This window comes from Synechococcus sp. PROS-9-1 (genome assembly GCF_014279775.1).
Classification (GTDB): domain Bacteria; phylum Cyanobacteriota; class Cyanobacteriia; order PCC-6307; family Cyanobiaceae; genus Synechococcus_C.
In genome coordinates, this window is sequence record NZ_CP047961.1 from 279,048 (window position 1) to 301,248 (window position 22,201).

A 22,201-nucleotide genomic window follows, 5' to 3' on the forward strand; every position below is an offset into this window, starting at 1 on the left:
CAGAAGAAAGGGTTTAGGCGCGGACAGCGTCGCGTTGATGGCTCCAGCAGGAGATATCGGCTGCTGGTTGTTCACCGCTAGCAAGACGGGCTAGCGAATCACCAATGAGCGGCGCAAATTTGAACGATTGGCCGGATCCACCGGCAAACAGGCTCAGTTTGGGGGTGAGACGATCCAATACGAAATTCACATCGCTCGTCATCGAATAGGGGCTCATCACCGTTTCCACCCGCTCTTGCACGCCGTCCAGTTCGTTAAACAGGAAGGTGTCCAGGAGCTCCAGGAGGCGGGCCGGCGCTTCGGTGCACATCGCATTGGGTTCCGCGACGCGGAGCTCCTTGGGAGACCAGTCGATCCCGGCTTTGATGCGAGGACGTCCGTCAGCTGTGGTGCTGAGGGAGGGGAAGCCGTAATAGAGGCCTCCGTCATCGCCGCGCTCTTTTTGGAAACAAAACCACTGGGGGTAGCGGCTAGCGAGAGCTGGATCCACGGTGTAGTGGGCCCAAAGCATCGGCCAGATTTCCAGTTTGGGAGCCAGCCCTAGAGGGGTCAGCAGGAGTTGACTCCAAATGCCGCAGGCCACAACAACGTGTCCTGCACTGATGTGCTGACCGCCTTCGAGAGTGACGCCGCCGCCGTCAGCATCAATGCTGCTAACAGGGCTGTGCTCAACGAGCTGATGGCCTGCTGTACGGGCGGTGCGCACCCAATGGGCAATGACTTTGTCGCTGCGGACGGCACCAGCGGTGGGTTCGAATAGTCCGGTGAAATCGGCTTTAGGTTTCAGCGGGAAGCGCTCTGCGATCTGAGAGGCACTTAGGGCTTCATAGGGGATGCCCTGATCATCCATCACTTTGCGCGCTCCGGGGATTGATCCTTCGATCGTCTCCTCATCCCAGCTTTCTCCGTAGAAGAGAAGTCCATGGGTGTCGCGCAAAATTTCCCCTGCATGGGTCTCCTCTTCTCGCCAAAGGCGATTGGCTTCCTGAGCGAGACGGCAGAGCACCGGGTCGGAATACATCTCCCGGAACATTCGGGTCTCGCCGAAGCTGCTGGCTCGCGCATGGGCGAGGGTTTTGCCTTCAAGAAGAATGACGTCGCTGATTCCTCGGCGCGCGAGTGATGCGGCACAGCTGAGGCCGGCCATACCGCCCCCGATGATCACCACTGCTGCGCTGGAGGGGAGAGAGGTGGAAGTCATGCGGCCATTCCGAAGCTGAGTCCTATGGGATCTTTACCGCTGTGGGCGGCAACTTCAACCAGAGCGTCACTGACAGTGAGACCATCTCCCCGTTGTTTTAAGAAATCAGTGGAGCGCTGACGCACTTCGTGGCGAACAAAGTCGTACACCTGCTGTGGTGTGGCACTGCCCCAGGCCTCAGGAGAGAAGCGCTCGATCGAGTCGGCAATGACGGCGCCTGCATTCACGAGTGGATCGGGTAGGACGCGGATGCTGCGATGACGCAGATCATCGGCAATTTCGGGCTTCTGGAAAGGAGCATTGGCGGCTGGGACGATCGCTTTGACCTGCAAAGCACTGGCCATCTCCCGGTCGATTAGACCCGAGATGGAGCAGGGCAAGAGGAGGTCGAGTTCCTGGTCCCACCACGGGCTGTTGGGGGGAAGGGGTGTCGCGCCTGGAAGCCCCGCACGCTCGGGATCCATGTCAACGGTAAAGACGTCCCAGCCGTGCTGGATCAAGGTTTTCGCCACCGTTCCACCCACAGCCCCACATCCGTGTACCAGGGCTCTGCCTGGCTTCGCTTCTGTAAGAGATTGTGCAAGAACCGCCTCAACGGCTCCCACGGTTCCAAAGGCGGTGGCGGCGCTTGCATCCACGGGGCTTCCGACAGCCGCCAAAACATGAGGTGTGAGCGACATCAATCGCTCCATGTCTTCCAGGCTTGTGTTGAGATCACAGCCGGTGATCATGGCGCCGTTCAAGGATTGGAGGAGGTCAGCGGTGACGCTGATCAACTCATCTTTGACAGAGGCGGGTTCCGCAGCCCTGGCGACAATTTTGCCGCCAGCGAAGCCCGTTCCGTAGAGGTCGTGCTTGTGGGTCATCAGGCTGGCCAACCGGTGCCCATCAGCGATGCAGTCTTCATCACTGGAATAATTGAGCAGCCGCAGGCCGCCGTTAGCGGGCTTGCCGGTATCGCTGCTTTCGGCCACCACGAACACCGAAAGATGATCGGAGACATGTTGAGCCAGCACCGACACCGCAGGGGTGCCGGCGGATTGCAGAGAGCCGATGGTCATCAGGCCACACGCTCCATGATCTGGTGGTGCTCCACGTAATCGAGGCTCCACTCCTCTGGAGACGCTGCGATGCGCTCCTTTAGACGCTCATAGACGAGATCCGCTGTTTGATCCCCAGCGACGGAGGCAAAACTGTGGCGGCTCCAGCTACGGATGGTCGCCATCAGTCCCTCAGCGAAAGATGCTGTGTCAGCGTCTTCGTTCCAACGCTTGCGATAAGGGCAGGGCACGTGAACGGTGCGCTCTTCAACGAGCCTGAGGCCATTGATATAGGCCGCTGAAGTCTTGTCCTTCAGGGGGGCCATGAACTCCTCTGGAGACTTGTAGAAGTTCAGGATCGTTCCCTTGCGGTAGATCTCTTCGCTGATCACCCCTTCATCAGCCAGGCTGCGCCAGATCTGATGCAGCTGGTCGTGAACATTGCGAGTCACCCCACCGTTGTGCCCCAGGTATCGGCCCTCCTCGTCACGGGACAAATTCACGGTGAGCAGGCGGCCTCCCACGGCGAGCTCCGCGCTGCGCAGTTCGAGAACGCTGGCCCAATCCTTCATCGCTTGAGCGGTGAAGCGCTCTAGGGCTTCTTTGTCGTCTGAGGCGAGCACGTGGGTGTGCGTGTTGAGGGGGCCAGGGGATTCACTCAACCAATGCATGGCTGTGGCTGAGAATCCGAAACTCACGGTTTCAGGGGCCACCAGGGGCTCATAAAAGCTGCGAGCACTCACCAGCACGGTGGGATTGGGGGGGCGCCCCAGTTGCTTAGCGATATTTTCGGCCAAAGCAACGTTGTCGTTGCTTGGTAGATCGTTGCCAATCAAGGTGAGATGGGCTTTGGGCTGGCGTTTGTGGAGCCGATCCAAAACCTGGGACCACAGTCCAACAGCGGTGCCACCGTCGGCAGCGCCGTAATCCATCAGCACGTAGCTGGAATCATTCGTTAATTGATCAACACAAGTCAGGGCCCAGTCCGAGGCGGCATCGATGCAGAGGCGTGCGCCCTCGGTTTGCGCGCTGTAACCCGTGGTCATGGCGATGGCCATAGACCTCGTCAGTAGCAAGGGGCACCGTACAGGGTTGTTCTGTAAGTGGTTTGGCGTTGTGCTCGCGTCTTAGCTTGGGATGTTGGCGAGAAGCTTCTCCAGCTCTGGCTTTAGCAGGGCAAAGGCGCGACCTCGATGCCCGTGTTGTTTTTTGTGATCCAGAGTCATTTCGGCAAAGGTGAGCCCACTGTTTTTGACCTCAAACACCGGGTCGTACCCAAACCCTTGCGTCCCCCGAGTGCTGAAGGTGATCGATCCTTCGCAGTGACCCTCCACTGCTGCTAACACGCTGCCGTCAGGTGCTGCAATACACAGCGCCGCACTAAAACGCGCCTGGCGGTCGTTGCGATCTCCCAGCTCTCTGAGCAGTCGTTGAATGCGTTCGGGGTCGGAGTCTGCGTACCGCGCCGAATAAACCCCCGGAGCACCACCTAGTGCATCCACGCTCAGGCCTGAATCATCGGCGAGTGCCCAATGGCCAGTGGCTTCTGCAACAGCCCTGGCCTTGAGGAGGGCGTTGGCGCGGAAGGTGATTCCGGTTTCTTCAACCTGGATCCCCTCGGGTTGAGGATCCACTTGCAGGGGCAACTGTTGTAGCAGGTTCGAAAACTCTCGGATTTTGCCGGCATTGCCGCTGGCAATCACCAGAACGCGCTTGGTCATATGGCGGCGGCAAAGGTGCGGGCCCAGCTCAGAACCTCCTCGACCCGCGACGGGCTTGGCGCTTCGCAATACAGGCGAAGCAAGGGCTCTGTTCCAGAGAAGCGCAGCATCAGCCAATGGCTTGGGCCGAGCCTGAGTTTGACGCCGTCTGTGGTGATCACCTCGAGCACAGGACATCCAGCGACTTCCTGGGGAGGCGTGTTAGCCAAAAGGGCTTCCAGTCGGCGGCGGGAGTCCATGTCGGCGAGGCGGAGATCGAGGCGGTCGTAATGGGCCTCTCCACCACACCGCTCTTGGATGGTTTTCATGCGCTCGCCAAGGGGTTCCTTCCCTTCCACCAACGCTTCGAGCACGAGCACGGCGGCAAACAGGGCGTCCCGTTCTGGCAGGTGCATGCCAAATCCCACGCCCCCGGACTCCTCTCCGCCGATCAACACCTCTCCGGCCAACATTTCAGCAGCGATGTACTTGAAGCCAACAGGCAGTTCAAGAACCTCCCGGCCCAGATCTTCCGCAACAAGGCGCATGAGGTCGGAGCCGCTCACCGTTTTCACCACCGACCCAGGCAGATTTTTGGCACGAGCCAAGTGATCGATCAGCAGTGGCATTAACTGCTGGGTGCTGCAGAACCGTCCGTTTTCATCCACGGCGGCAATGCGGTCGCCATCGCCATCAAAGACCAGTCCAACGGCATGGCGGCCCGCAGCTTTTGAGGCTTTCACCGCTGCAATCAGTTCCCCGAGGTGAGGGGCCAGGGGTTCTGGTGCACATCCACCAAACAGGGGATCACGGTTGGTTCGGATCTCAGTGATCAGATCCTTTGCGGCGTCTCCCAAGAGGTCTGCGACGCAACCGGCTGCCGACCCATGCATGGGATCGACAAACACATGAAGGCCCATGGCCCGAAGACCAACGGTCAAAGCCTGGAGGTCAAATTTGGTTCGCAATCCTGCGAGATGTTCTCCGCGTCCATCAAAGCGTTCGCTGGTGCCAGCCATCGGCACCGTGATGCCTCCAGCGGCCAGCCGTCGCTCCACTGCTGCTGTGAAGGTTCCCTCAACCGATCCACCAAAGGGGCCTTTGATTTTCAGGCCAAGCCATTCCGGAGGGTTATGGCTGGCCGTGATCACCAGTGCTCCGAGTGATTGGCGCTCCACGACCGCCCAGCTGCAGGCTGGTGTGGGAACGGCCGTATCGGTGAGAAGCGGTTCCAGGTCGCAGCCGCGGACGGCTGCCGCCACGACTTCGGCGAGTTCAGGGGCGAGGAAGCGACGGTCATAGCCGATCACCACTGTGCGGCTGTTTAAGCCTTCAGGTGCCTGGTGGGCGAGCTCCTGGGCTGCCGCGACGGCAACAGGAAGCAATCGCTCCACAGTGATATCCACCCCCAAAATGCCCCGCCAACCATCGGTACCAAACCGGATCGGGGAGGCATCCAGTGGGAGAGGGGAAGACACCATGGGTTGCAATCGATGCACAGGATCTAGCAGCTGGCCGCCTTACCGTCGGTTGATGGGTGCCACCCCTCACGCTGACAAGCCACTCACGGACAGGTTGCTGCGGAGCTGGGTGCGCTGCCGTAGGAGAGCATGGCTCGACCGCCATGCCAATCCAGGAGATCGCCTTTACACCGCGCATCGCACCTTGCAGCTGGATGACCAACAGCGCGGTTTTGTGGCCTTGCTGCCGGGAAAGCCAGGGCACGGCCAGGCCGCTTGCGAGCGAGGAGATGCCGGTGTTGTCGGGGTGAGGTTGCGCGGGACCCTGCTGGACGACTCAGCCCTGAAGGGTGCGGCTCTAGAAGCCCATCCGCCTCTGCTTGAGAGGGTGACAGGGTCGAGTCGCTGGGGGGACTTTGCCTATCGGCCCGTGATCGCTCGGCAGGGACGCCGATTAACCCGAGAACACCGATTGCAGCTTGCCTTGGCTGGACGCTTGTTGGCTGAATTTCAGGGTGGGCCCGTGCTTGATGGCCTTGCGGTGGCAGGCTCAGGGCGACGGTTGGAGCGTGAGCGCTTACCGCTTGCCAACAGCTTGAATCGCCAGCTCGACGACTCTCTGCTGCGATTGTCGGCCGACCTGAACAGAACTGATCCGCCAGCGTTGACGGCAGATCGTCGCAAGTGCACGCTCTGTAGCTGGCGGGGTCTCTGCAATGACGTTGCTTCTCAAGAAGGGCATCTCAGTGAAGTGAGTGGGATTGGCGCCAAAAGGCGGGAGATGCTTCAAGAGATCGGGATCAATAGCCTTCAGGCTCTGGCCGCAGCCAACCCCAAGGATCTCGCTGGGCAACTCAAGCGCTTTGGCGAGCAGCATGCAGCGATGGCGACCCCTTTGGTGGCCCAAGCTCGTGTTCAACGCGATGGGGTTGTTGAGCGTCTCGATGCGCTCCCCGCCTTACCTGAATTGCTGAATGCTCCAGGGGTGTTGCTCTACGACATCGAATCAGATCCGGATGCGCGCGATGACTTTTTGCACGGATTTGTCCGCTTACCCAATCACGGTTTGCTTAATGACGGAGTCCCTAGTTGGGATCTGACGCGTGCCAGCTACCACCCGCTGCTGGTGCTTCAAGAGCATGGTGAGAAACGTTGCTGGCAAAGGATCCAGCGATTTCTTGCCACCTATCCCGATTGGATGATCCTTCATTACGGCGAAACCGAGTCGCTGGCCCTGTTGCGCATGGCCGAACGTCAGGGTGTTTCAGACAAAGAACAGCAAGCCCTGCGGGAGCGGTTGATTGATGTGCATGCCCGCTTGCGTGCCCATTGGCAACTCCCCCTCAGCAGCTATGGCCTCAAGGCCGTCGCGGGCTGGAGAGGATTCAAATGGGGCCAGTCAGGGGTCGATGGAGCAAGGGCTCTGTTGTGGTGGCGTCAGTGGCGGGGTGAAGGAGTCCACGCGCGCGGCTCTATCCATGCCTTGCGTTGGATTCTCACTTACAACCGCGATGATGGCTTGGCCACATGGGCGGTGGCCCAATGGTTGTTGAGTGGTGATCAACCCAAGGCCTAAGCGCGTGAGGGTGGCTCGGAAAAGGCCTGCGGTTTGAACAGCTGAATCGATCCTTGATCGCCGTCGAGGCTGAGTTGGGGGTCTGCCAATGCTTGTCGGCGCACCAGGGCGAGGCCAATCCACTCCCGAGGCGTCCCTTCAGCAGAAGCAATCTGAACAGCGGAGGTGATGACACCAGCGCGGTCCCCTTGGCGTCTCAGCACAGTGCCCGGCTGAGGGACTGACCCTTGAAGGTCGCTGGAGAGGGCGCGCCAACTCCGTAGTTGTTGTTTAACTTCCCCTTTTGAAGCCAGCTTTGCCACCGTTTCCTGCCCCAGATAACACCCTTTATTGAGGTGCACCCAGGGGGAGAGGCCCAGTTCAAAGGGATTGGTGGTTCCATCCAATTCACCAGCACTAAGAGGCCATCCCTGTTCCAGGCGCCAACGATCGAGTTGGTTGCTGTTGGCGGCCTCACTGCTGGGGAATCGATCGCTTTGGTTCGGCTCATCCTCTGTCCAACACACGTTGACCGGCTCCATTGGCTGGCCTTGAACCAGGAGCTCTTGTCTGCGTTGTTGTCGGGTCCCCTTGAGGCGGACGCGGTCGGCGGGAAAGATCACGCGATCGAACCCTTGGCTAACGGCATCCACCGCACCAGCCAGAACGAGCACATCAGCGCCTGTGGCATCCATTCGGATTTCAAGCAGGGCCTGCACCCGTCCGGTTGCATCAAGCCAGCAGGCCGGGAGGGGATCGCCCTCCTCAGCCTGCTGGACGTCGGCACTGGTTTGACCTTGAAGGAACGTGCGACTGCCACTCCCCTCGAGTCGCAGCACCGGGAAACTTTGATCCCAAAGGAGCCTGCTCATGCTTGGAGCTCACGGGATTTGGCGGCCACCTTTTCCAGGCGATACAGGCTCTGTAATTCAAGGCCAGCAGCTTGCATCGCAGCAGCCCCTCCCTCTTCACGGTCAACAATCGTCACCACCCGATTCACGGTGTAGCCAGCAGCGCGGAGTTGTTCAACAGCCTTGATGGATGACCCACCGGTGGTGACCACATCCTCAAGAACGGTGACGAGCGCGCCCTGCTCTGGCAGGGGACCTTCTAGCCAGGCACCTGTGCCGTGGCCTTTGGCCTGCTTACGCACGATCAGAGCATCAAGAGAGCGTCCTCCCTGGGCGGCAGCAAGGGCGACGCCACTTACGAGCGGATCGGCTCCCAGGGTGAGGCCGCCAACGGCTGCCGCATCGGCTTCCACCAGAGCCAACATCGCTGGGCAGAGCAGGGCTAGGCCTGAGCCGCTCAAGCTGACCGGCTTGCAATTCACGTAGTGATGACTGCTGAGACCGGACGCAAGGGTGAAGTTGCCATGGCGGTAAGCCTCTTTCGCTAAGCGTTCCAGCAGGGGGTCGTGTTCAAAACGTTGAGACATCGGGGCTGGTGCGCAGCGAATCCTTTGCCTAGTTTGCGCGCAGTTGTGACGGTTTTTGTGCGCGGGCTCCCTTTTGGTGTTCTGGTGATCATGGCCCCACTCGCTCTGTGGCAGGCCGATCCTGCTGATGCCAATCCTGTGGTTTGCCTCACGAGCCTTGAAGCTCCTGCGCCTTCAGGTGGTGGTGGCGAGGTCGGTGCTCCTGTTGAGGTGAGTCGTTGCGGCCCTGTCAAAACCACCGACGTGCTTGTAACGGAGCGGTTTTATACCTGGACGGCACCCTTCGCTCGTGGTGTGGATGTGATGCACCAGATCACCGATCTTCTTGGCATTGCTGTTGCGGGGCCTGAGGGCAACAGGGTGATGGGATTTGGCTTCCCCGATCAGACGATTGTTTGGGATGGATCTGCCTTGCAATCCACCTATCAGGTGTTGCTGGAGGAGCAAAGTCCTGCGATTCCGTGGCGCACGGTGGATATTTCCAACGGATTCACGAGCAGCTTGGCGGAGGAAGCTCAGGTCAGAATGCCAATCAAGCGGGATGATCCACCCTCAGCACCCATTCGTGCCTTGTGGTAATTCCGTGATAACGCGGGGGTCTAGCAATCTGGTGAATGCAGCGAACTCATAATTCGCCTTAGCCGAGTTCGATCCTCGGGACCCCCATTCATTCTTGACTCATGCGCAACCTGCTGCTGATCGCGCTTTTGGTCTTACCGGCGTTTTTTGCAGCGGCTGAAGTGTCACTGCTGCGTTTGCGTCCGAGTCGAGTCCATGAACTCCGTGAAGAGGGCCAGCCCGGTGCTCCAGCGGTCGAGCGCCTCCAGCGCCGGATGAGAACAGCTCTGCTGATGACCCAGTTCGGGACCACCTTGTCGTTGGTGGCGCTCGGTTGGATTGCGAAAGGTTTTGGTCAGCGTTGGTGGCCGATGGAAACACCAGCCGGCCGTTGGTGGGATCTGGCCTGGTTCCTTGTGTTGGTGGTCTTGGCCACGCTGTTGTCCGGGCTGCTCCCACGTGCTCTGGTGCTCAGCCGTCCGGAGCCGGCTGCCTTGAAATTGTCTCCGGTGTTGGAAACCACCATGCAGGTGTTGCGTCCCCTGCTGTCTTCCCTGGAAGTCATCGCCTCACTCCTGCTTCGTCTTGTGGGCCTGAAGCCTCGCTGGGATGCACTCGTGCCGGCACTAACAGCCGGTGAGTTGGAGACCTTGGTGGAGAGTGGGGGGGTCACGGGCCTACGGCCGGATGAACGCAACATCCTTGAAGGGGTGTTTGCATTACGGGATATGCAGGTGAGGGAGGTCATGGTTCCTCGCTCGGGGATGGTCACCCTGCCGGTGGAGGTGCGTTTCGCAGAGTTGATGGAGGCTGTTCACCGCACTCGGCATGCGCGTTTCCCTGTGATTGGGCAGTCGCTGGATGATGTCCGTGGCGTGCTGGATTTACGCCGTTTAGCGGAGCCCATCGCCCGTGGTGAACTGCAAAAAGATTCCGCTCTAGAGCCTTACTTGAGTCCTGCCGAGCGGGTGCTGGAGACCAGCAACCTCGCTGAATTGCTTGCGATTATTCGATCTGGGCATCCTCTGCTGTTGGTGGTGGATGAACACGGGGGCACCGAGGGATTGGTCACGGCCGCTGACCTCACGGGTGAAATTGTTGGGGATGAGCCAGAGCATGAAAGTGCCGAGCCCGATCTGCAGGCGATCGAGGGCCAGGAGGGTGCCTGGCTGGTTGCTGGTGATTTGGAGATCTTGGAGCTCAATCGCCAACTTGACCTTGACTTGCCTGAGGCCTCGGAACATCACACGCTTGCTGGCTTCCTTTTGGAACGCTTACAGCACATTCCTGCCGCTGGAGAAGCGCTGCGGCACAACGGAGTTCAATTTGAAATCATCACGATGAGAGGCCCTCGTATCGCTCAGGTGCGATTGCTGATGCCTGGTGTGACGAACCCATGAAGCGGTCAGAGCTGTTGATCACCGATAATCAGATCTGACCTGCATTCCCTCCGATGACCGACCCTATGGTTCCGGTAAAGGTCGGAGTGATCGGAATCGGCAACATGGGTTGGCATCACGCCCGTGTGCTCAGCCTTTTGAAGGACGCGGATCTGGTGGGCGTCTCCGATCCGGATGCCAAGCGCGGAGCGTTGGCAAAAGACCAATTTAATTGCCGTTGGTTCGCGGATTACCACGACATGCTCTCTGAGGTCGAAGCGGTTTGTATCGCTGTGCCGACCCTGCTTCACCATGCCGTTGGTTTGGCCTGTTTAGAGGCTGGGCTGCACGTTTTGATCGAAAAGCCGATTGCTGCCAGCCAGGAGGAAGCGGCTTCGCTCAGCGAGTCGGCAAGCCGGGTGGATCGGCTGCTGCAGGTGGGGCATATCGAGCGCTTCAATCCTGCGTTTCGTGAGTTGACCAAGGTGGTGGCGAATGAGGAAGTTGTCGTGCTGGAAGCCAGACGTCATAGCCCCCATTCCGATCGAGCCAATGATGTTTCGGTGGTTCTTGATTTGATGATCCACGATTTGGATCTTGTCTTGGAACTCGCAGGGGCATCTGTCGTGCATTTGTCAGCGGCCGGCGGACGTAGCTCTGAAGGGCCGATCGATTACGTCAACGCCACACTTGGATTCGACAACGGCGTGGTGGCCAGCCTCACGGCTAGCAAAATGAGCCATCGCAAGATCAGGAGCTTGAGTGCTCACTGCCGTGGAAGCCTTGTTGAAACGGATTTTCTGAATCACACCTTGCATATTCATCGTCGTGCCCACGAGTGGTACTCGGCTGATCACGGCGAGCTGTTGTATCGCAATGATGGTTTCATCGAAGAGGTGAGCACCACTTCGATTGAGCCGCTATACGCCGAGCTGGAGCATTTTCTTCAGTGTGTTCGTGGACGTGAAACCCCCGCCGTAGATGGCCAGCAGGCTTCTCGGGCTCTCTGCCTTGCCGACTTGATTGAGCAGGCTGTGGAGCGTCCAGGAGTTGGCATTGCTCTCGAGGCTCCAATTTGATTTAAAGCAGTCCTTCTTGTTGGACTAGCTCTCGAAGCGCTTCGATTTGCCACCGGCGGCATTGCGCCGGAGAGGCTTGGTAAAAATGTTCCCAAGCCGCGGCTTTGTGCTGGCTGTAGGTTTCGATGTCTTGTTGGGGATGGGTGCTTTGCCAGCCCACCCGAACGGCATGACCAATCACCACATCGAGTGCGATGTCGTCTTCAAAGCGCATGTCTGGGTTGGTCGTCGTGAAGGCCATCAGTGAGAGCAGGCTTTCTGTACAAAGTTGGCGGTATTCAGCGGCTTCAATGCGACTGAGCAGGTGCTCGACCTGAATGGCGAAATTGCGTTCTCCTGGTGTTTTTTCCAGCACCAAGGAGCTGGTTAGCCGGTTGCGCCGCTCCAATTTGTCACCGATCACAAGGCCGCGGCAGTGATGCAGTAAGGACCAGATGCCGGCATAGAACTCCTTCGGGACTTGCTGCAGGGAGCCCAGTCGCATGCGGTGTTGCAGCCAGTCCGATCCGCTGGGTCGTTCCTCAAGGGGCTCAGGCACGGTCCACTGCACATGTCCCCGCAGGTGAAGCAGCTCTCGTCGCTGTAGGGCTGCTCGAGCGTGGTCGACGTCATTGAGCAGGGCTTGAAGGCGCAAGCTGATCCCATGCGGGGCTTCGCTGCACAGGGCTTCAAAGGCTTCGTCCTGGCTTAGTTGGCGTTCGGCCGCGAGTTCTGAGGTGAGCAGAAGCAGGAGTTGACCCAGCTGCAGGGTGAGCGTCCCCTTGAGTTTTTCCGGTTCTCGACGGGCAAGGCCATCAAGAGCCACCAGCAACTCCTGTTGCAACATGCGCTCACGGCCGTCATTGCCACAGGTGCGTTCAATCAGGGCAGCGATCGCCGGGCTTGAGGCCGGGGCGCTGAGGCGGGAGTCGCTGGTGTAGTTCCTTCCCACAACCACTTGTTTTTGGCGGCTGAGCAGGTCGATCACAGCATCCTCGAGTTGGGGATGGACGAGCCCCATCGCGCCTGCGCAGCGGCGAGCTACGTTCCAGTCCTCCTGGCTGAGCCCGCGGTGGTAAATCTCCTCCAGCAGGGTGATCAGCTCAATCGGTGTCCCCTTCGGACCGCTGAGAATTGCTCGGTAGCCGAGTTGGCGTTTCAGCAGTTCAAGCACTTCGGCTTGTTCTCGGAGTGAATGGCTACTCCAGAGACGATCACGGAGTTGAGCGAGGGGGATGTCATCGAGCTCCTGCTCCTGGGCTGCGGTGAGGTCACTGAAGTCGGTGGAGTCTTGTAAATAACGCGCTGCATCGCTGCGTTGATGGGCGTTGCTTCTTGCTGTTGTGGCTGGCAGAGTCACCCACTGAGCGCTGTGGGCGAGTGTTTCAAGGTCGCTGAAGCAAACGGGAACATCTTCGAGCCGTCCTGAGTGCAGACGCGTTGTGAGATCCATCAGCAGCTCTGGATTGTTCTCCAGAAGAGTGGCTTCAATCGGGATCATTAAGAGCGGTGAACCCTCTCCGCGCCAGTGCCGCTGCAGCAGGTGCAGTTCATTGAGGACTGATTCCATGAGCTGGCGTGGGTCATGACTGACGAAAAAGGTGTCTTCTTCCAAGACAGCCGGTAGGACGGCAAGCTGCTCGTCGCCCTGTCGATAGAGGCGGGCTGTGTCCGAGGTGTCGGCTCGGAGCATCGGCAGACCGCTCAAGCGGAGAGCCTCATCTCCTCCGACGGCGCTGAGACGATCGTTGAGGTTGCTGGATGGCACCACCTGGATAGGGCAGGTCTGTGGATCGCTCACTGGTAACCCGTGTGCTTTGAGTGCAGCTGCGAGTGCGCTGCTGCTTGGTGCAAGGGCAACCAGGACTTGTTCGGCGCCGATCTTGGCCTGAAATCTGCGGCCGCAGGGATCAAGGTCCGCTGGCTCGATCAGTCCTTCCATCAACATCTCCCCAAGCCAGGCAAGGCTCTGGGTCCACAGCAGAGGCACGTTGTCGTTAGCCAGCCGTTGTTGGCTTCCCGGTGCCCGTCGTTCGAGTTCTACCGCACTGTCTGGAACCAAATAGAGCTCGGGGTAGAGCTGTTGTCCATGGCGTTCGACCTGCAGGATTTTGAGCCTTTCTTGCCAGTAATGCGCGTCGGTCCAACGCTCTTCACAGCAGGCTGTGAGCTGCTCATAGGCCAGGAAGAGAGGCCATTCCGATTCCACTCCTTCGAAGTTGACCAGTTCGGCCCGTTCGTAATGCAGTCGACTGACGTCTTCGACAACGGTTTGATGACCGTCCCGGCGGAAGCGTTTGTATCCGTAGGGGCCTCCTAGCTCACGTCGGATCCGCTGGACGGTTCGCTCCACCAGGTCTCGCTCCTCCACCGCCCAGGCCGGGTAGCCGATCACGGAGAGACAAGCGCTGTCGACTTCTTTGCTAGCGGATTCCCTTGGCAGAAGTCCTTGGAGTGCCCGCCGTAAGCGGACGACAGCACCTTGAGGCACCAGCACCTGCACCGATCCATCGCCGTGGGAACCAAAGAGATCCACGCCATCGAGGGCCTCTAGTGCCGCTTTGGCCATGCCAATGGAGCTGGCGTTGCGTTCGGGTAAACCTTCATTCCCCTTGTCCCCACGCTCCCAGATTCCGTAGTCGGGCACGCGGTAGGCCCGGGCTACGTAGTACACGAGGTTTTGGATGAACGCCACTTCGTGGCGGTTGCGAATCACGGCGAGACCGCTGCGGCTGAGTTGGGCTAGCTGCAATAAAAACAGAGATGTCGCATCAAGCTGAAGATGCCCCCAGCCGTTATCGGCAACAACCTGATCGCCATTGGTGCTGTTGTATTTGGCATGCAAGGCATCGAGTGGATCGAGGCTGTACTTAAAGCGCTCCACTTTTGAGGCTTGGCGCATCATGCTGTTGAGCAAACCGCGCATCAGTCCCAGCACCCGTTGTTCGAGTTCCCAACTGCGTTGGGTGGAGCCCCCGTGATGGCGACGATGGGCGATGGCCAGGCCCCAAACGCACTGAATCGAGTACACGCAGTCGCGAACCCAGGCGTCTCCGTAATTTCCGTGCACGGTGTTTGCTGTGCTGGCTGGAAGCAATCCACTCACTGGATGCTGACGTTGTAGGACCACCGCTTCGATGGCCGCATCCAGGCTCTTTAGTTTTTCAAGCCGTAGCTCGTGGTGCTCCTGAGGGTTCGGATGCGACAAAACCGTGGCCTTCCAGGCGACCGGATCTAGATTCTCCCTCGCAGTCGAGTTAGGGATGGACATCACCAGCACCGGTCCGCGTGATCAACGTCGCTTCCAAGTGCTTGGGGTTCCAGTGGATGCGTGTCGCGATGTCACCGCAGCAGCCATCGGTGTGTATGCCGATGGGGGAGGTCAGATCGTGACCCTGAATGCAGAAATGACGATGGCAGCGCGAGCCAACCCTCGCTTGGGCGCCGTGATTGCTGACGCCGATCTGGTGGTTCCTGATGGTGCTGGCGTTGTCTGGGCTCTGCGTTTACAAGGTGTGCGCGTTCGCCGCAGCCCTGGCATTGAGCTGGCGTGGGAACTTCTGGGTTACGCAGAGGCCCATGGTTGGTCGGTGGCGCTTGTGGGTGCTGCGCCGCAGGTGATGGAACGATTATGTGATCGCTTGGTGGTGGAGCGCCCGGAATTGCGCCTAGTGCTGGCGCAACATGGGTATCTCAGCCAGGAAGATTGGCCAGAGCTCGAAGCAAGCTTGTGCGAGCTCAACCCTGATTTGGTGCTTGTGGCTCTCGGAGTTCCCCGTCAAGAACTTTGGACGCAGCGTTTAAAAGCGGCTCAAACCGGTGTGTGGATGGGTGTTGGTGGCAGCTTTGATGTCTGGTCTGGCCTCAAGAAACGAGCGCCACAATGGACCAGCCGTTTCCAGGTGGAATGGCTGTTTAGGCTTTTCCAGGAACCAAGCCGCTGGAGGCGTTATCTCGCGCTACCCCAGTTTGTGTGGGCTGTTTTGGTCAGCGGAAGCCGACTGAAGCCTGCCAAACAAAAGCAAGCAACAGGAAAAACAACGGAATGATCGGCAGGATGTCGATCAGCGGACCGAAGGCTTGATAGGCCTCAGGTAACTGGGCCAGCAAATCGAGGGTGTAAGCAGCCATCCCGGCGAATTCATGGTCGGAGCTCGGACGCTACCACGTGTGATGGGCTCTTGAGCTCGGCTCCCACGGAGCGAAATCCTCTGAAAAGCAACCATCACGAATGGCTAGCCCCATCGCGGTGGTGAATCGGATCAAATGGGTGAGGTTATGGATGCTCAAGAGCGTGAGGCCGAGCAGTTCCTCACTACGAATTAGATGATTCAGGTAGGCACGGGTGTGCTGGCGGCAGGCGATGCAGGGGCAGCTTGCGTCTAACGGAGTGTGGTCGTGCCGGAACCGAGCGTTGCGCAGGTTCCAGCGCTCGCCCCCAACCAGTGCCGTGCCATGCCTGCCGAGACGCGTGGGCAGAACGCAATCAAACATGTCAATTCCATTGGCGACGGCGACGGCCATCTCACGCAGGGTGCCAATGCCCATGAGATAGCGGGGGCGATCATCTGGCAATAGGGGTGTGACTTGGCGCACGATCTGATGCATCTCCTCCACCGGTTCACCAACGCTGACGCCGCCGATGGCGATGCCGGGCAGGTTGAAGTCCGCCACCGTTCGTGCGCTGAGATCACGGAGGTGGGGGAAACAACCTCCTTGGACAATCCCGAAGAGGGCTTGATCGTCGCGTTGATGGGCGTCTGCACAGCGGCCTAGCCAGGCGTGCGTGCGCCGGCAGGCCTCCGCGACATCATTTTCTGTGGCTGGATAGGGCGGACATTGATCGAAGGCCATGGCCACATCAGCGCCAAGGCGCATTTGGATCTGCATCGACCGCTCTGGGGTCAGCAAGATGCGGCTGCCATTGCGTGGGTTGCGGAAGTCCACCCCTTCGTCGTCAATGCGGTTGAGGTCGCCGAGGCTGAACACCTGGAAGCCACCGGAATCGGTGAGCATCGGACCGTCCCAGCCCATGAACCGATGCAACCCCCCGGCTTCAGCAACGATCTCCTCCCCAGGTTGGAGATGCAGGTGATAGGTGTTGGACAGCACCATTTGGGCGCCGGTCTCTGCCAATTGGGAGGTGGTTACCCCTTTCACGGTGCCCAGCGTGCCCACGGGCATGAACCGTGGCGTCATGACCGGACCGTGTGGTGTGTGGAAACATCCACAACGGGCGCCCGTGTTGCGGCAAGTGGCCTGAATCTCGAACTGGAACACAGGCCCTCCATGCAACGCATCAATTTACGGTGAGCCGTGTTGGAACATTGGTCGAGGTCATGCCTTCAGCGCCCTCGTGGCTGCGCGATTTAGTGGGTGCCTGGATTTTTTATTCAGTGCTGCCTGCCTGGCCCTGGCCTCAGCCTCGCTTCGAACGCATCGCCCGCTTTGCTCCTTGGATCGGCTTGGTCATTGGTGGCCTGCAGGCGGGATTGTGGTGGCTTCTGTCCGGTTTGGGCTGGCCTCAAGTCGCGGTCGTCCCAGCTGTTTTGGCTTTGGGGTTGTGGCTCACCGGTGGGCTCCATTTCGATGGATTGATGGATACGGCTGATGGTCTCGCTGCAGGGCCTGAGCGTTGCCTGGAGGCGATGGAGGACAGCCGTGTGGGTGCCAGTGCTGTGCAGTTGTCAGTGGTGGTGCTGTTGTTTCAGTTCGCTGCTTTGGTGCGTTTGGGCCCCCTGGCACCGATCGCTTTGGTGGTCACGAGCGCGTTGGCAAGGGTGTCGCCCCTTTGGGCGATGGCGCGGTTCGATTATTTGCGGGTGAATGGAACGGCTGGTTTTCACCGCCGTCACCAAAAGGGTCTTGGAGACGCTGTTCCCACCCTCGTTTTGTTGGTGGTGTTGAGCCCATTGAACCCACTGCTCCAGCAGCTGCCGCTCTTGACGGCGCCTCTTTGTTTGCTGAGCGCATTGGTCGCGGCAGAGTGGCTCGGCCGTCGCCTGGGAGGGATGACGGGAGATGGCTATGGAGCTGTTGTGATGCTCAGCGAAACCTCTAGTTTGTTGCTGATAGCCCTGTTGGAGTCTGCGCTTGGCTCGGGGGCAGGCTGAGGAGAAATCCATTTCCGCGGCTTGGGAGGCTTGGGTCGAGCTGGTTTGGATTGGTGTGTAAAACCAGTGCGCCGCCTCGTTCTTCGGCGAGAAGTCGAGCGAGTGCGAGCCCTAGCCCGGATCCGGATTGATCCTTGCTGCTGCTTCCCCGTTCGCCTTTGCGGAAGATCAGCTCTTGTTCTTGATCTGGGATGGGAGGCCCCCCGTCCCAGATCAAGATGCTGTGGTCCAGCAGGCTGAGGCCCAGTGGACAGCCTGTAGGGCTATAGCGGAAGGCATTTTCCAGCAGATTGGCCACGATCTCTGAGACAACGGCATCGTCATTGGGCCGAATCTCCTGAGTCCATGTAGGCCAGTTGGTTGGTGTTTGCCAAGCGCGGCTCTGGAGTGCTGCGGTTGCGGCAGCCCGTTCAATCAGAGGTTGGAGTAATTGTTCGATCGTGAGCCCTGGGCCCTTTGCTTTCATCTGGGGAAGCAGAAGTGGGGCGGGCGCCTCGGGGCCATGTGGCAGGTTCTCTTGACCGATGAGATCCAGGGATGTGATGTAGCGGTCGAGCTGGGCCTGTTCTTGAAGGAGCCCAGTGACGAGTGGGCGTTGGAGATGTTCGGGCCCCAAACGACGGAGCAGAAGCTGGGCATAGGTGCGCAAGGCTGCCAGTGGGTTGCGCAACTGATGCACCACAAGATTCATCTGTTGGCGTTGCTGCTGGAGCTCGTCCAGTAGACGGCTGCGTTCGAGCTCAAGGCCAAGGCTGTAAGCCAAGGCTGAGGCGCTGGCTTGCAGTCGACGATCGAGTTGGTCGGACCATTCCGATTCGCGGTGCTGCTCTGCCCTCAGAACTCCTAATAAGAGGTCGTCATGGCGCAGGGGAAACCAGTGGCGCTCTGGCGCTGGAATGCGCAGAAGGGGGTCGTCGGCAATCTCGGGGAGTCGGCCACCATCTTGAGGCCACTGATCCAACATCGTGAAGCTGGGCGCGTCTCCTTCACTGCTTTGCGCGATGTAAACAACGAGTTTGTCCAGAGACGCGTCGCTAGAGAAGCTCTGCAGCTGTTGCTTGACCAGGGTTAGGAACCGGTTGGACAGCTGCATGCGTGAAATTGTGTGCCTGGATACAGCCGTGGCGGCAACCCATGAGCGGACCGTCTTGCCAATTCAGGAAAAAGTCTTAAGATCAGAAGATCGACCAACGGCGCTCTTCGTTGAGGTGCCGGTTTCCTGTCGATTCTGCTCGGGTTGCACTTTCGTTGCTACCAAGGTTACAGCAGAGGTTGATGTGTCTCTTGTTGTCAGCGGTTTTATGCCGTTGAAAGCGATGGTGTTTGTCGGTTGATCGTGCCGCTTTGGCTGCGCGATCAATCCTCCGATTCGCTGACGTCACGATGCTCTTTATGAGCGTCTCACTTGATCGTTTGCCGCTTCAAAACGGTGCCGGTCTTTCTTGACAGCCCCCTCTCATTCCCTCAAGCAGGGATTTTTGCCCATATGTCCAAAAAACGTAAGAGGATTAGTCGTCGCCGCCTCGCTGGCCAGCGTGTGCTGGCGCATGTGCCGACTCATCATCTAGAAACTGGTGAACACAAGCCTGTGACAGCGGCTCGGCGCTACATCGCCGAGGGCGTTCTCATGCCACCGGCCCTGGTCAACGTCCGCCGTAACGAACACACCACAGACAAATTCTTCTGGGGTGAAAAAGGACTGTTTAGTGCTCAGTACGCCGAGGAAAATCATTTTCTGTTCCCTTCCCTTCGTTCCATCGTTGATCACGTTGGTGAAGAGGTCATCTTTGAAGGCCTAGATCTGGCGTCTGACGATTGGGAGGAAATGGAAGAGTACGAATACGCCTTCGTCTGATTCCCTTTCATTCCAACCCTTGATTGCAAAGCCCTTAAGCGCTCTGAGCTGGTTGATCCAGCCAACGCTCGAGGGCTTTTTTCATTTCAGCTTGAGCCTCAACGGGGATGGCATGCCCATGGTCGAAACTGAAAAGCTCACAGGCTTGATGGCTAAGAGCTAGGTCGTTTTTAAGCGCTAAGGCTGCTGAATGCGGCACGACCTCGTCATGCCGTCCATGCAGAAGAAGCGCAGGTGGGCGAGTAATAGGGGCTTGCCAATGGGGATGGGGATAGGCACTGCATGCGATGAATCCGGCAAGTGGTAAGTCACAACCGGCGGCGATGGCCATGGCACCTCCTTGAGAAAAGCCCAACAGCACCGTTGCTTCCAGTGGGATCTCCGCTGAGCCCAGATTGTTGATGCGTTCTTTTAATTCTTCAACAGCTGCTGGAACGGCGGCCCAGTCGGCCGGGAAGAGGCCATACCACTGTCGTCCTGATCCTTGGGTTTGCAGTTGGGGAGCTTGCAGGGCAACCAACTCGAGTGGTGTCGCGATCGCCTCGGCGAGCGCTTGTCCCAGCGGCATCAGGTCGCCGGCATCGGCTCCCCATCCATGAAGAAGAACCAGGCGTGCCCGAGCCTTCGCTGTGGGTTGGCGGAGCAGATCGGCGGCCATGGCATCAGATGGGCGGTTGCTGCGTAGGTTGGCTCAAGCCCTGTCTTTCGTCCTGCTGCCATGGCTCCAACTGCCTTGCTGAGCGTGTCTGATAAACGGGGGGTGGTGCCTCTTGCTGAGGCTCTCAATCGGCTCCATGGCTACCAACTGCTGTCCAGTGGTGGAACAGCCAAAGTGCTTGAAGAGGCTGGTTTGCCCGTCACACGAGTGGCAGACCACACCGGTGCTCCTGAGATCCTTGGCGGTCGCGTTAAAACCCTCCATCCTCGAATCCATGGCGGAATCTTGGCGCGAAGGGGAGATCCGGCCCATGAGGCGGATCTCCTCGCACAGAAGATCGATCCCATCGACGTGGTGGTGGTGAACCTCTACCCGTTCAGGGAAACCGTCGCAGTCCCCGATGTGAGCTGGGACAGTGCCATTGAGAACATCGACATCGGCGGCCCCACGATGGTTCGCTCTGCTGCCAAAAATCATGCCCATGTCGCGGTGCTCACCAGTCCTGAGCAGTACGACAGCTTTTTGCAAGCGCTGTCTGGATCGGCTGGAGGCGTGGACGCCAATGTGCGCCGGCAATTGGCCTTAGAGGCATTTGCCCATACGGCTGCGTATGACGTCGCGATTAGTCGTTGGATGCAATCTCGTCCAGAGTTGCAACCTGCTGTTGATGCCAACTCTCCCGCCGAAGCCAAAGCTCCAGACGAAGCCCTGCCATGGCTAGAGGCTCTGCCGCTCCGGCAGACATTGCGCTACGGGGAGAACCCCCACCAAAAGGCGGCTTGGTTCAGCAGCCCTGTGGGATGGGGGGGCGCCAAGCAGCTGCAAGGAAAGGAGCTCAGCACCAATAATCTGCTCGATCTGGAAGCGGCCCTGGCCACCGTTCGTGAGTTTGGATATGGCTCAGACGGCCTTCATCGCGCAGAGCAAGCGGCAGCTGTGGTGGTGAAGCACACCAATCCCTGTGGCGTGGCGGTGGGTGATGGCGTGGCCATCGCCCTTACTCGGGCTCTCGATGGTGATCGAATCAGCGCCTTTGGTGGCATTGTTGCCCTGAATGCTGTGGTGGATCACCTAGCTGCCAAGGAGCTCACAAGCTTGTTCTTGGAGTGTGTTGTAGCGCCTGGGTATAGCCCAGAAGCGCGTGAGATTTTGGCAGCCAAAGGCAATCTCCGCCTCCTCGAATTGGCGCCTGAGGCGATTGATGCGGCAGCTAAAGACCACGTCCGCAGCATTCTTGGTGGTGTTTTGGTGCAGGATCTCGACGATCAACCGATCGATCCCTCCGCTTGGACGGTGGCGAGCCAGCGTCAACCCACTGCGGCTGAAGACGCCGATCTCCGCTTTGCTTGGCAGCTCGTGCGACACGTGCGCTCGAATGCGATTTTGGTCGCACGTGATGGGCAGAGCCTGGGTGTTGGGGCTGGTCAGATGAATCGCGTTGGGTCTGCCCGACTTGCTTTAGAGGCTGCTGGAGAGCAAGCAGTGGGGGCTGTGCTCGCGAGTGATGGTTTCTTCCCATTCGATGACACCGTGCGTCTTGCCGCAAGCCATGGAATTAAGGCCGTCATCCATCCAGGTGGCAGCCTTCGGGATGCTGACTCGATCAAGGCCTGCGATGAGCTTGGTTTGGCCATGGTGCTGACCGGACGACGTCACTTTCTTCACTAAGAACACGGGCACCTAGTCTCGCTGTACTCGTCCACTCAATGAACTGACCCATGACCCTGCCAGCTTTGCCTTTTGCCGCCAGCTTCATGCACCCCCTGATGATGTTTGGGCTCCTGGCGGCAGGTGGCTATTCCATGTTTCTTGGGATCAAAGCCAAGAAGGTGCGCACAGGCACCCCAGAGCAGCGCAAGGCCCTGCTGCCAGGCAAGTTTGCTCAGCGTCATTACCGCTGGGGAAGCCTGATCCTCGCGGTGATGGTGACCGGAATGATCGGTGGTATGGCCGTGACTTACATCAACAATGGCAAGTTGTTCGTGGGCCCGCATCTGCTCGTGGGCTTAGCGATGACAGGAATGATTGCCTTAGCCGCATCATTGGCTCCGTTCATGCAGCAGGGCAATGTGATCGCTCGTAAAGCTCATGTTGGGCTCAACATGGGCACGCTCACCTTGTTCCTTTGGCAAGCGGTGAGCGGAATGGAGATTGTGAACAAGATCTGGGTGAACCGCTGATCTTGA

22 protein-coding genes and 1 tRNA gene are annotated in these 22,201 nt (G+C 59.0%); 11 read left to right on the forward strand and 12 right to left on the reverse strand.

Going from position 1 to position 22,201, the window contains the following annotated elements:
- Nucleotides 1-13: 13 nt before the first annotated feature.
- From SynPROS91_RS01320 to SynPROS91_RS01340, 5 genes are all read right to left on the reverse strand, one after another.
- Nucleotides 14-1,201 carry an FAD-dependent oxidoreductase gene (locus SynPROS91_RS01320; protein ID WP_186517758.1) on the reverse strand — a complete coding sequence of 396 codons (1,188 nt, stop codon included), beginning with the start codon at nucleotides 1,199-1,201 and terminating at the stop codon, nucleotides 14-16.
- On the reverse strand, nucleotides 1,198-2,262 hold the full coding sequence (locus SynPROS91_RS01325; RefSeq protein ID WP_186517760.1) for a Glu/Leu/Phe/Val dehydrogenase dimerization domain-containing protein: 1,065 nt from the start codon (nucleotides 2,260-2,262) through the stop codon (nucleotides 1,198-1,200). The genes SynPROS91_RS01320 and SynPROS91_RS01325 overlap by 4 nt, the downstream gene beginning before the upstream one ends.
- Entirely contained in the window at nucleotides 2,262-3,299 is a 1,038-nt protein-coding gene (locus tag SynPROS91_RS01330) for an SAM-dependent methyltransferase (RefSeq protein WP_186517762.1), read from the reverse strand. The genes SynPROS91_RS01325 and SynPROS91_RS01330 overlap by 1 nt, the downstream gene beginning before the upstream one ends.
- Nucleotides 3,300-3,368: 69 nt before the next feature.
- Nucleotides 3,369-3,962 carry an RdgB/HAM1 family non-canonical purine NTP pyrophosphatase gene (rdgB, locus tag SynPROS91_RS01335; protein ID WP_186517764.1) on the reverse strand — a complete coding sequence of 198 codons (594 nt, stop codon included), beginning with the start codon at nucleotides 3,960-3,962 and terminating at the stop codon, nucleotides 3,369-3,371.
- The gene (locus SynPROS91_RS01340; protein WP_186517766.1) at nucleotides 3,959-5,422 is read right to left on the reverse strand and encodes a phosphoglucomutase/phosphomannomutase family protein; all 1,464 of its coding nucleotides are present in this window, start codon (nucleotides 5,420-5,422) and stop codon (nucleotides 3,959-3,961) included. Before SynPROS91_RS01340 ends, rdgB begins: the two co-directional genes overlap by 4 nt.
- Nucleotides 5,423-5,474: 52 nt before the next feature.
- On the opposite strand from SynPROS91_RS01340, the gene SynPROS91_RS01345 reads away from it, so the two are divergent.
- Entirely contained in the window at nucleotides 5,475-6,977 is a 1,503-nt protein-coding gene (locus SynPROS91_RS01345; RefSeq protein ID WP_186517768.1) for a TM0106 family RecB-like putative nuclease, read from the forward strand.
- On the opposite strand, the gene SynPROS91_RS01350 is transcribed toward SynPROS91_RS01345, so the two are convergent.
- Both SynPROS91_RS01350 and pyrE read right to left on the reverse strand, forming a co-directional pair.
- The gene (locus SynPROS91_RS01350; protein WP_186517770.1) at nucleotides 6,974-7,828 is read right to left on the reverse strand and encodes a folate-binding protein YgfZ; all 855 of its coding nucleotides are present in this window, start codon (nucleotides 7,826-7,828) and stop codon (nucleotides 6,974-6,976) included. The genes SynPROS91_RS01345 and SynPROS91_RS01350 overlap by 4 nt on opposite strands.
- On the reverse strand, nucleotides 7,825-8,394 hold the full coding sequence (gene pyrE / locus SynPROS91_RS01355) for an orotate phosphoribosyltransferase (RefSeq protein WP_186517772.1): 570 nt from the start codon (nucleotides 8,392-8,394) through the stop codon (nucleotides 7,825-7,827). Before pyrE ends, SynPROS91_RS01350 begins: the two co-directional genes overlap by 4 nt.
- A 90-nt stretch (nucleotides 8,395-8,484) precedes the next feature.
- Between pyrE and SynPROS91_RS01360 the strand changes: the two genes are divergently transcribed.
- The 4 genes from SynPROS91_RS01360 to SynPROS91_RS01375 all read left to right on the forward strand — a co-directional run bounded on the left by SynPROS91_RS01360 (nucleotide 8,485) and on the right by SynPROS91_RS01375 (nucleotide 11,410).
- Nucleotides 8,485-8,973: an occludin/ELL family protein gene (locus SynPROS91_RS01360; protein ID WP_186519290.1), complete on the forward strand. Its 489-nt coding sequence runs from the start codon at nucleotides 8,485-8,487 to the stop codon at nucleotides 8,971-8,973.
- Between the two features lie 14 nt (nucleotides 8,974-8,987).
- A tRNA-Ile gene (locus tag SynPROS91_RS01365) sits at nucleotides 8,988-9,060 on the forward strand.
- Nucleotides 9,061-9,074: 14 nt separating this feature from the next.
- Nucleotides 9,075-10,352 (forward strand): hemolysin family protein, encoded by a 1,278-nt coding sequence (locus SynPROS91_RS01370; RefSeq protein WP_186517774.1) that lies wholly within the window; start codon nucleotides 9,075-9,077, stop codon nucleotides 10,350-10,352.
- 53 nt (nucleotides 10,353-10,405) lie between these two features.
- A complete protein-coding gene (locus SynPROS91_RS01375; RefSeq protein WP_186517776.1) occupies nucleotides 10,406-11,410 on the forward strand; it encodes a Gfo/Idh/MocA family protein in 1,005 nt (334 codons plus the stop codon).
- Between the two features lies 1 nt (nucleotide 11,411).
- Here SynPROS91_RS01375 and SynPROS91_RS01380 read toward each other — a convergent pair whose 3' ends face one another.
- Entirely contained in the window at nucleotides 11,412-14,660 is a 3,249-nt protein-coding gene (locus SynPROS91_RS01380; protein ID WP_255439859.1) for a glycoside hydrolase family 15 protein, read from the reverse strand.
- Here SynPROS91_RS01380 and SynPROS91_RS01385 point away from each other — a divergent pair.
- Nucleotides 14,653-15,438, forward strand: coding sequence for a WecB/TagA/CpsF family glycosyltransferase (locus SynPROS91_RS01385; protein WP_186517778.1), 786 nt, complete (start codon nucleotides 14,653-14,655; stop codon nucleotides 15,436-15,438). The genes SynPROS91_RS01380 and SynPROS91_RS01385 overlap by 8 nt on opposite strands.
- Here SynPROS91_RS01385 and SynPROS91_RS01390 read toward each other — a convergent pair.
- Nucleotides 15,377-15,520: a photosystem II reaction center protein K gene (locus SynPROS91_RS01390; RefSeq protein ID WP_006853705.1), complete on the reverse strand. Its 144-nt coding sequence runs from the start codon at nucleotides 15,518-15,520 to the stop codon at nucleotides 15,377-15,379. The two genes, SynPROS91_RS01385 and SynPROS91_RS01390, sit on opposite strands and share 62 nt — an antisense overlap.
- A 30-nt stretch (nucleotides 15,521-15,550) precedes the next feature.
- Nucleotides 15,551-16,669, reverse strand: a complete 1,119-nt coding sequence (tgt, locus tag SynPROS91_RS01395) for a tRNA guanosine(34) transglycosylase Tgt (RefSeq protein WP_186517780.1) — start codon at nucleotides 16,667-16,669, stop codon at nucleotides 15,551-15,553.
- A 59-nt stretch (nucleotides 16,670-16,728) separates the two neighbouring features.
- On the opposite strand from tgt, the gene SynPROS91_RS01400 reads away from it, so the two are divergent.
- Nucleotides 16,729-17,502, forward strand: coding sequence for an adenosylcobinamide-GDP ribazoletransferase (locus SynPROS91_RS01400; RefSeq protein WP_186517782.1), 774 nt, complete (start codon nucleotides 16,729-16,731; stop codon nucleotides 17,500-17,502).
- On the opposite strand, the gene SynPROS91_RS01405 is transcribed toward SynPROS91_RS01400, so the two are convergent.
- Nucleotides 17,447-18,595, reverse strand: coding sequence for an ATP-binding protein (locus SynPROS91_RS01405; protein WP_186517784.1), 1,149 nt, complete (start codon nucleotides 18,593-18,595; stop codon nucleotides 17,447-17,449). The genes SynPROS91_RS01400 and SynPROS91_RS01405 overlap by 56 nt on opposite strands.
- On the opposite strand from SynPROS91_RS01405, the gene SynPROS91_RS01410 reads away from it, so the two are divergent.
- A complete protein-coding gene (locus SynPROS91_RS01410) occupies nucleotides 18,594-18,836 on the forward strand; it encodes a hypothetical protein (RefSeq protein ID WP_186517786.1) in 243 nt (80 codons plus the stop codon). The two genes, SynPROS91_RS01405 and SynPROS91_RS01410, sit on opposite strands and share 2 nt — an antisense overlap.
- Nucleotides 18,837-18,988: 152 nt before the next feature.
- The gene (locus SynPROS91_RS01415) at nucleotides 18,989-19,357 is read left to right on the forward strand and encodes a DUF3155 domain-containing protein (RefSeq protein WP_186517788.1); all 369 of its coding nucleotides are present in this window, start codon (nucleotides 18,989-18,991) and stop codon (nucleotides 19,355-19,357) included.
- Between the two features lie 34 nt (nucleotides 19,358-19,391).
- On the opposite strand, the gene SynPROS91_RS01420 is transcribed toward SynPROS91_RS01415, so the two are convergent.
- Nucleotides 19,392-20,015, reverse strand: a complete 624-nt coding sequence (locus SynPROS91_RS01420) for an alpha/beta hydrolase (protein WP_186517790.1) — start codon at nucleotides 20,013-20,015, stop codon at nucleotides 19,392-19,394.
- A 60-nt stretch (nucleotides 20,016-20,075) separates the two neighbouring features.
- Between SynPROS91_RS01420 and purH the strand changes: the two genes are divergently transcribed.
- Entirely contained in the window at nucleotides 20,076-21,683 is a 1,608-nt protein-coding gene (purH, locus tag SynPROS91_RS01425; RefSeq protein ID WP_186517791.1) for a bifunctional phosphoribosylaminoimidazolecarboxamide formyltransferase/IMP cyclohydrolase, read from the forward strand.
- A gap of 50 nt (nucleotides 21,684-21,733) precedes the next feature.
- Nucleotides 21,734-22,195, forward strand: a complete 462-nt coding sequence (locus tag SynPROS91_RS01430; protein WP_186517793.1) for a DUF4079 domain-containing protein — start codon at nucleotides 21,734-21,736, stop codon at nucleotides 22,193-22,195.
- The last annotated feature ends 6 nt before the right edge of the window (nucleotides 22,196-22,201 follow it).

What these genes read in the sequence shown, in the direction of transcription:
- purH (WP_186517791.1), top strand. Translation starts at nt 20,076, where the DNA reads ATGGCTCCAACTGCCTTGCTGAGCGTGTCTGATAAACGGGGGGTGGTG.
- SynPROS91_RS01370 (WP_186517774.1), top strand. Translation starts at nt 9,075, where the DNA reads ATGCGCAACCTGCTGCTGATCGCGCTTTTGGTCTTACCGGCGTTTTTT.
- SynPROS91_RS01330 (WP_186517762.1), bottom strand. Translation starts at nt 3,299, where the DNA reads ATGGCCATCGCCATGACCACGGGTTACAGCGCGCAAACCGAGGGCGCA.
- SynPROS91_RS01415 (WP_186517788.1), top strand. Translation starts at nt 18,989, where the DNA reads ATGTCCAAAAAACGTAAGAGGATTAGTCGTCGCCGCCTCGCTGGCCAG.
- pyrE (WP_186517772.1), bottom strand. Translation starts at nt 8,394, where the DNA reads ATGTCTCAACGTTTTGAACACGACCCCCTGCTGGAACGCTTAGCGAAA.
- SynPROS91_RS01400 (WP_186517782.1), top strand. Translation starts at nt 16,729, where the DNA reads ATGCCTTCAGCGCCCTCGTGGCTGCGCGATTTAGTGGGTGCCTGGATT.
- SynPROS91_RS01350 (WP_186517770.1), bottom strand. Translation starts at nt 7,828, where the DNA reads ATGAGCAGGCTCCTTTGGGATCAAAGTTTCCCGGTGCTGCGACTCGAG.
- SynPROS91_RS01430 (WP_186517793.1), top strand. Translation starts at nt 21,734, where the DNA reads ATGACCCTGCCAGCTTTGCCTTTTGCCGCCAGCTTCATGCACCCCCTG.
- SynPROS91_RS01405 (WP_186517784.1), bottom strand. Translation starts at nt 18,595, where the DNA reads ATGCAGCTGTCCAACCGGTTCCTAACCCTGGTCAAGCAACAGCTGCAG.
- SynPROS91_RS01325 (WP_186517760.1), bottom strand. Translation starts at nt 2,262, where the DNA reads ATGACCATCGGCTCTCTGCAATCCGCCGGCACCCCTGCGGTGTCGGTG.
- SynPROS91_RS01375 (WP_186517776.1), top strand. Translation starts at nt 10,406, where the DNA reads ATGACCGACCCTATGGTTCCGGTAAAGGTCGGAGTGATCGGAATCGGC.
- SynPROS91_RS01345 (WP_186517768.1), top strand. Translation starts at nt 5,475, where the DNA reads ATGGGTGCCACCCCTCACGCTGACAAGCCACTCACGGACAGGTTGCTG.
- SynPROS91_RS01410 (WP_186517786.1), top strand. Translation starts at nt 18,594, where the DNA reads ATGCGTGAAATTGTGTGCCTGGATACAGCCGTGGCGGCAACCCATGAG.
- SynPROS91_RS01340 (WP_186517766.1), bottom strand. Translation starts at nt 5,422, where the DNA reads ATGGTGTCTTCCCCTCTCCCACTGGATGCCTCCCCGATCCGGTTTGGT.
- SynPROS91_RS01380 (WP_255439859.1), bottom strand. Translation starts at nt 14,660, where the DNA reads ATGTCCATCCCTAACTCGACTGCGAGGGAGAATCTAGATCCGGTCGCC.
- SynPROS91_RS01360 (WP_186519290.1), top strand. Translation starts at nt 8,485, where the DNA reads ATGGCCCCACTCGCTCTGTGGCAGGCCGATCCTGCTGATGCCAATCCT.
- SynPROS91_RS01420 (WP_186517790.1), bottom strand. Translation starts at nt 20,015, where the DNA reads ATGGCCGCCGATCTGCTCCGCCAACCCACAGCGAAGGCTCGGGCACGC.
- SynPROS91_RS01385 (WP_186517778.1), top strand. Translation starts at nt 14,653, where the DNA reads ATGGACATCACCAGCACCGGTCCGCGTGATCAACGTCGCTTCCAAGTG.
- rdgB (WP_186517764.1), bottom strand. Translation starts at nt 3,962, where the DNA reads ATGACCAAGCGCGTTCTGGTGATTGCCAGCGGCAATGCCGGCAAAATC.
- SynPROS91_RS01320 (WP_186517758.1), bottom strand. Translation starts at nt 1,201, where the DNA reads ATGACTTCCACCTCTCTCCCCTCCAGCGCAGCAGTGGTGATCATCGGG.
- SynPROS91_RS01390 (WP_006853705.1), bottom strand. Translation starts at nt 15,520, where the DNA reads ATGGCTGCTTACACCCTCGATTTGCTGGCCCAGTTACCTGAGGCCTAT.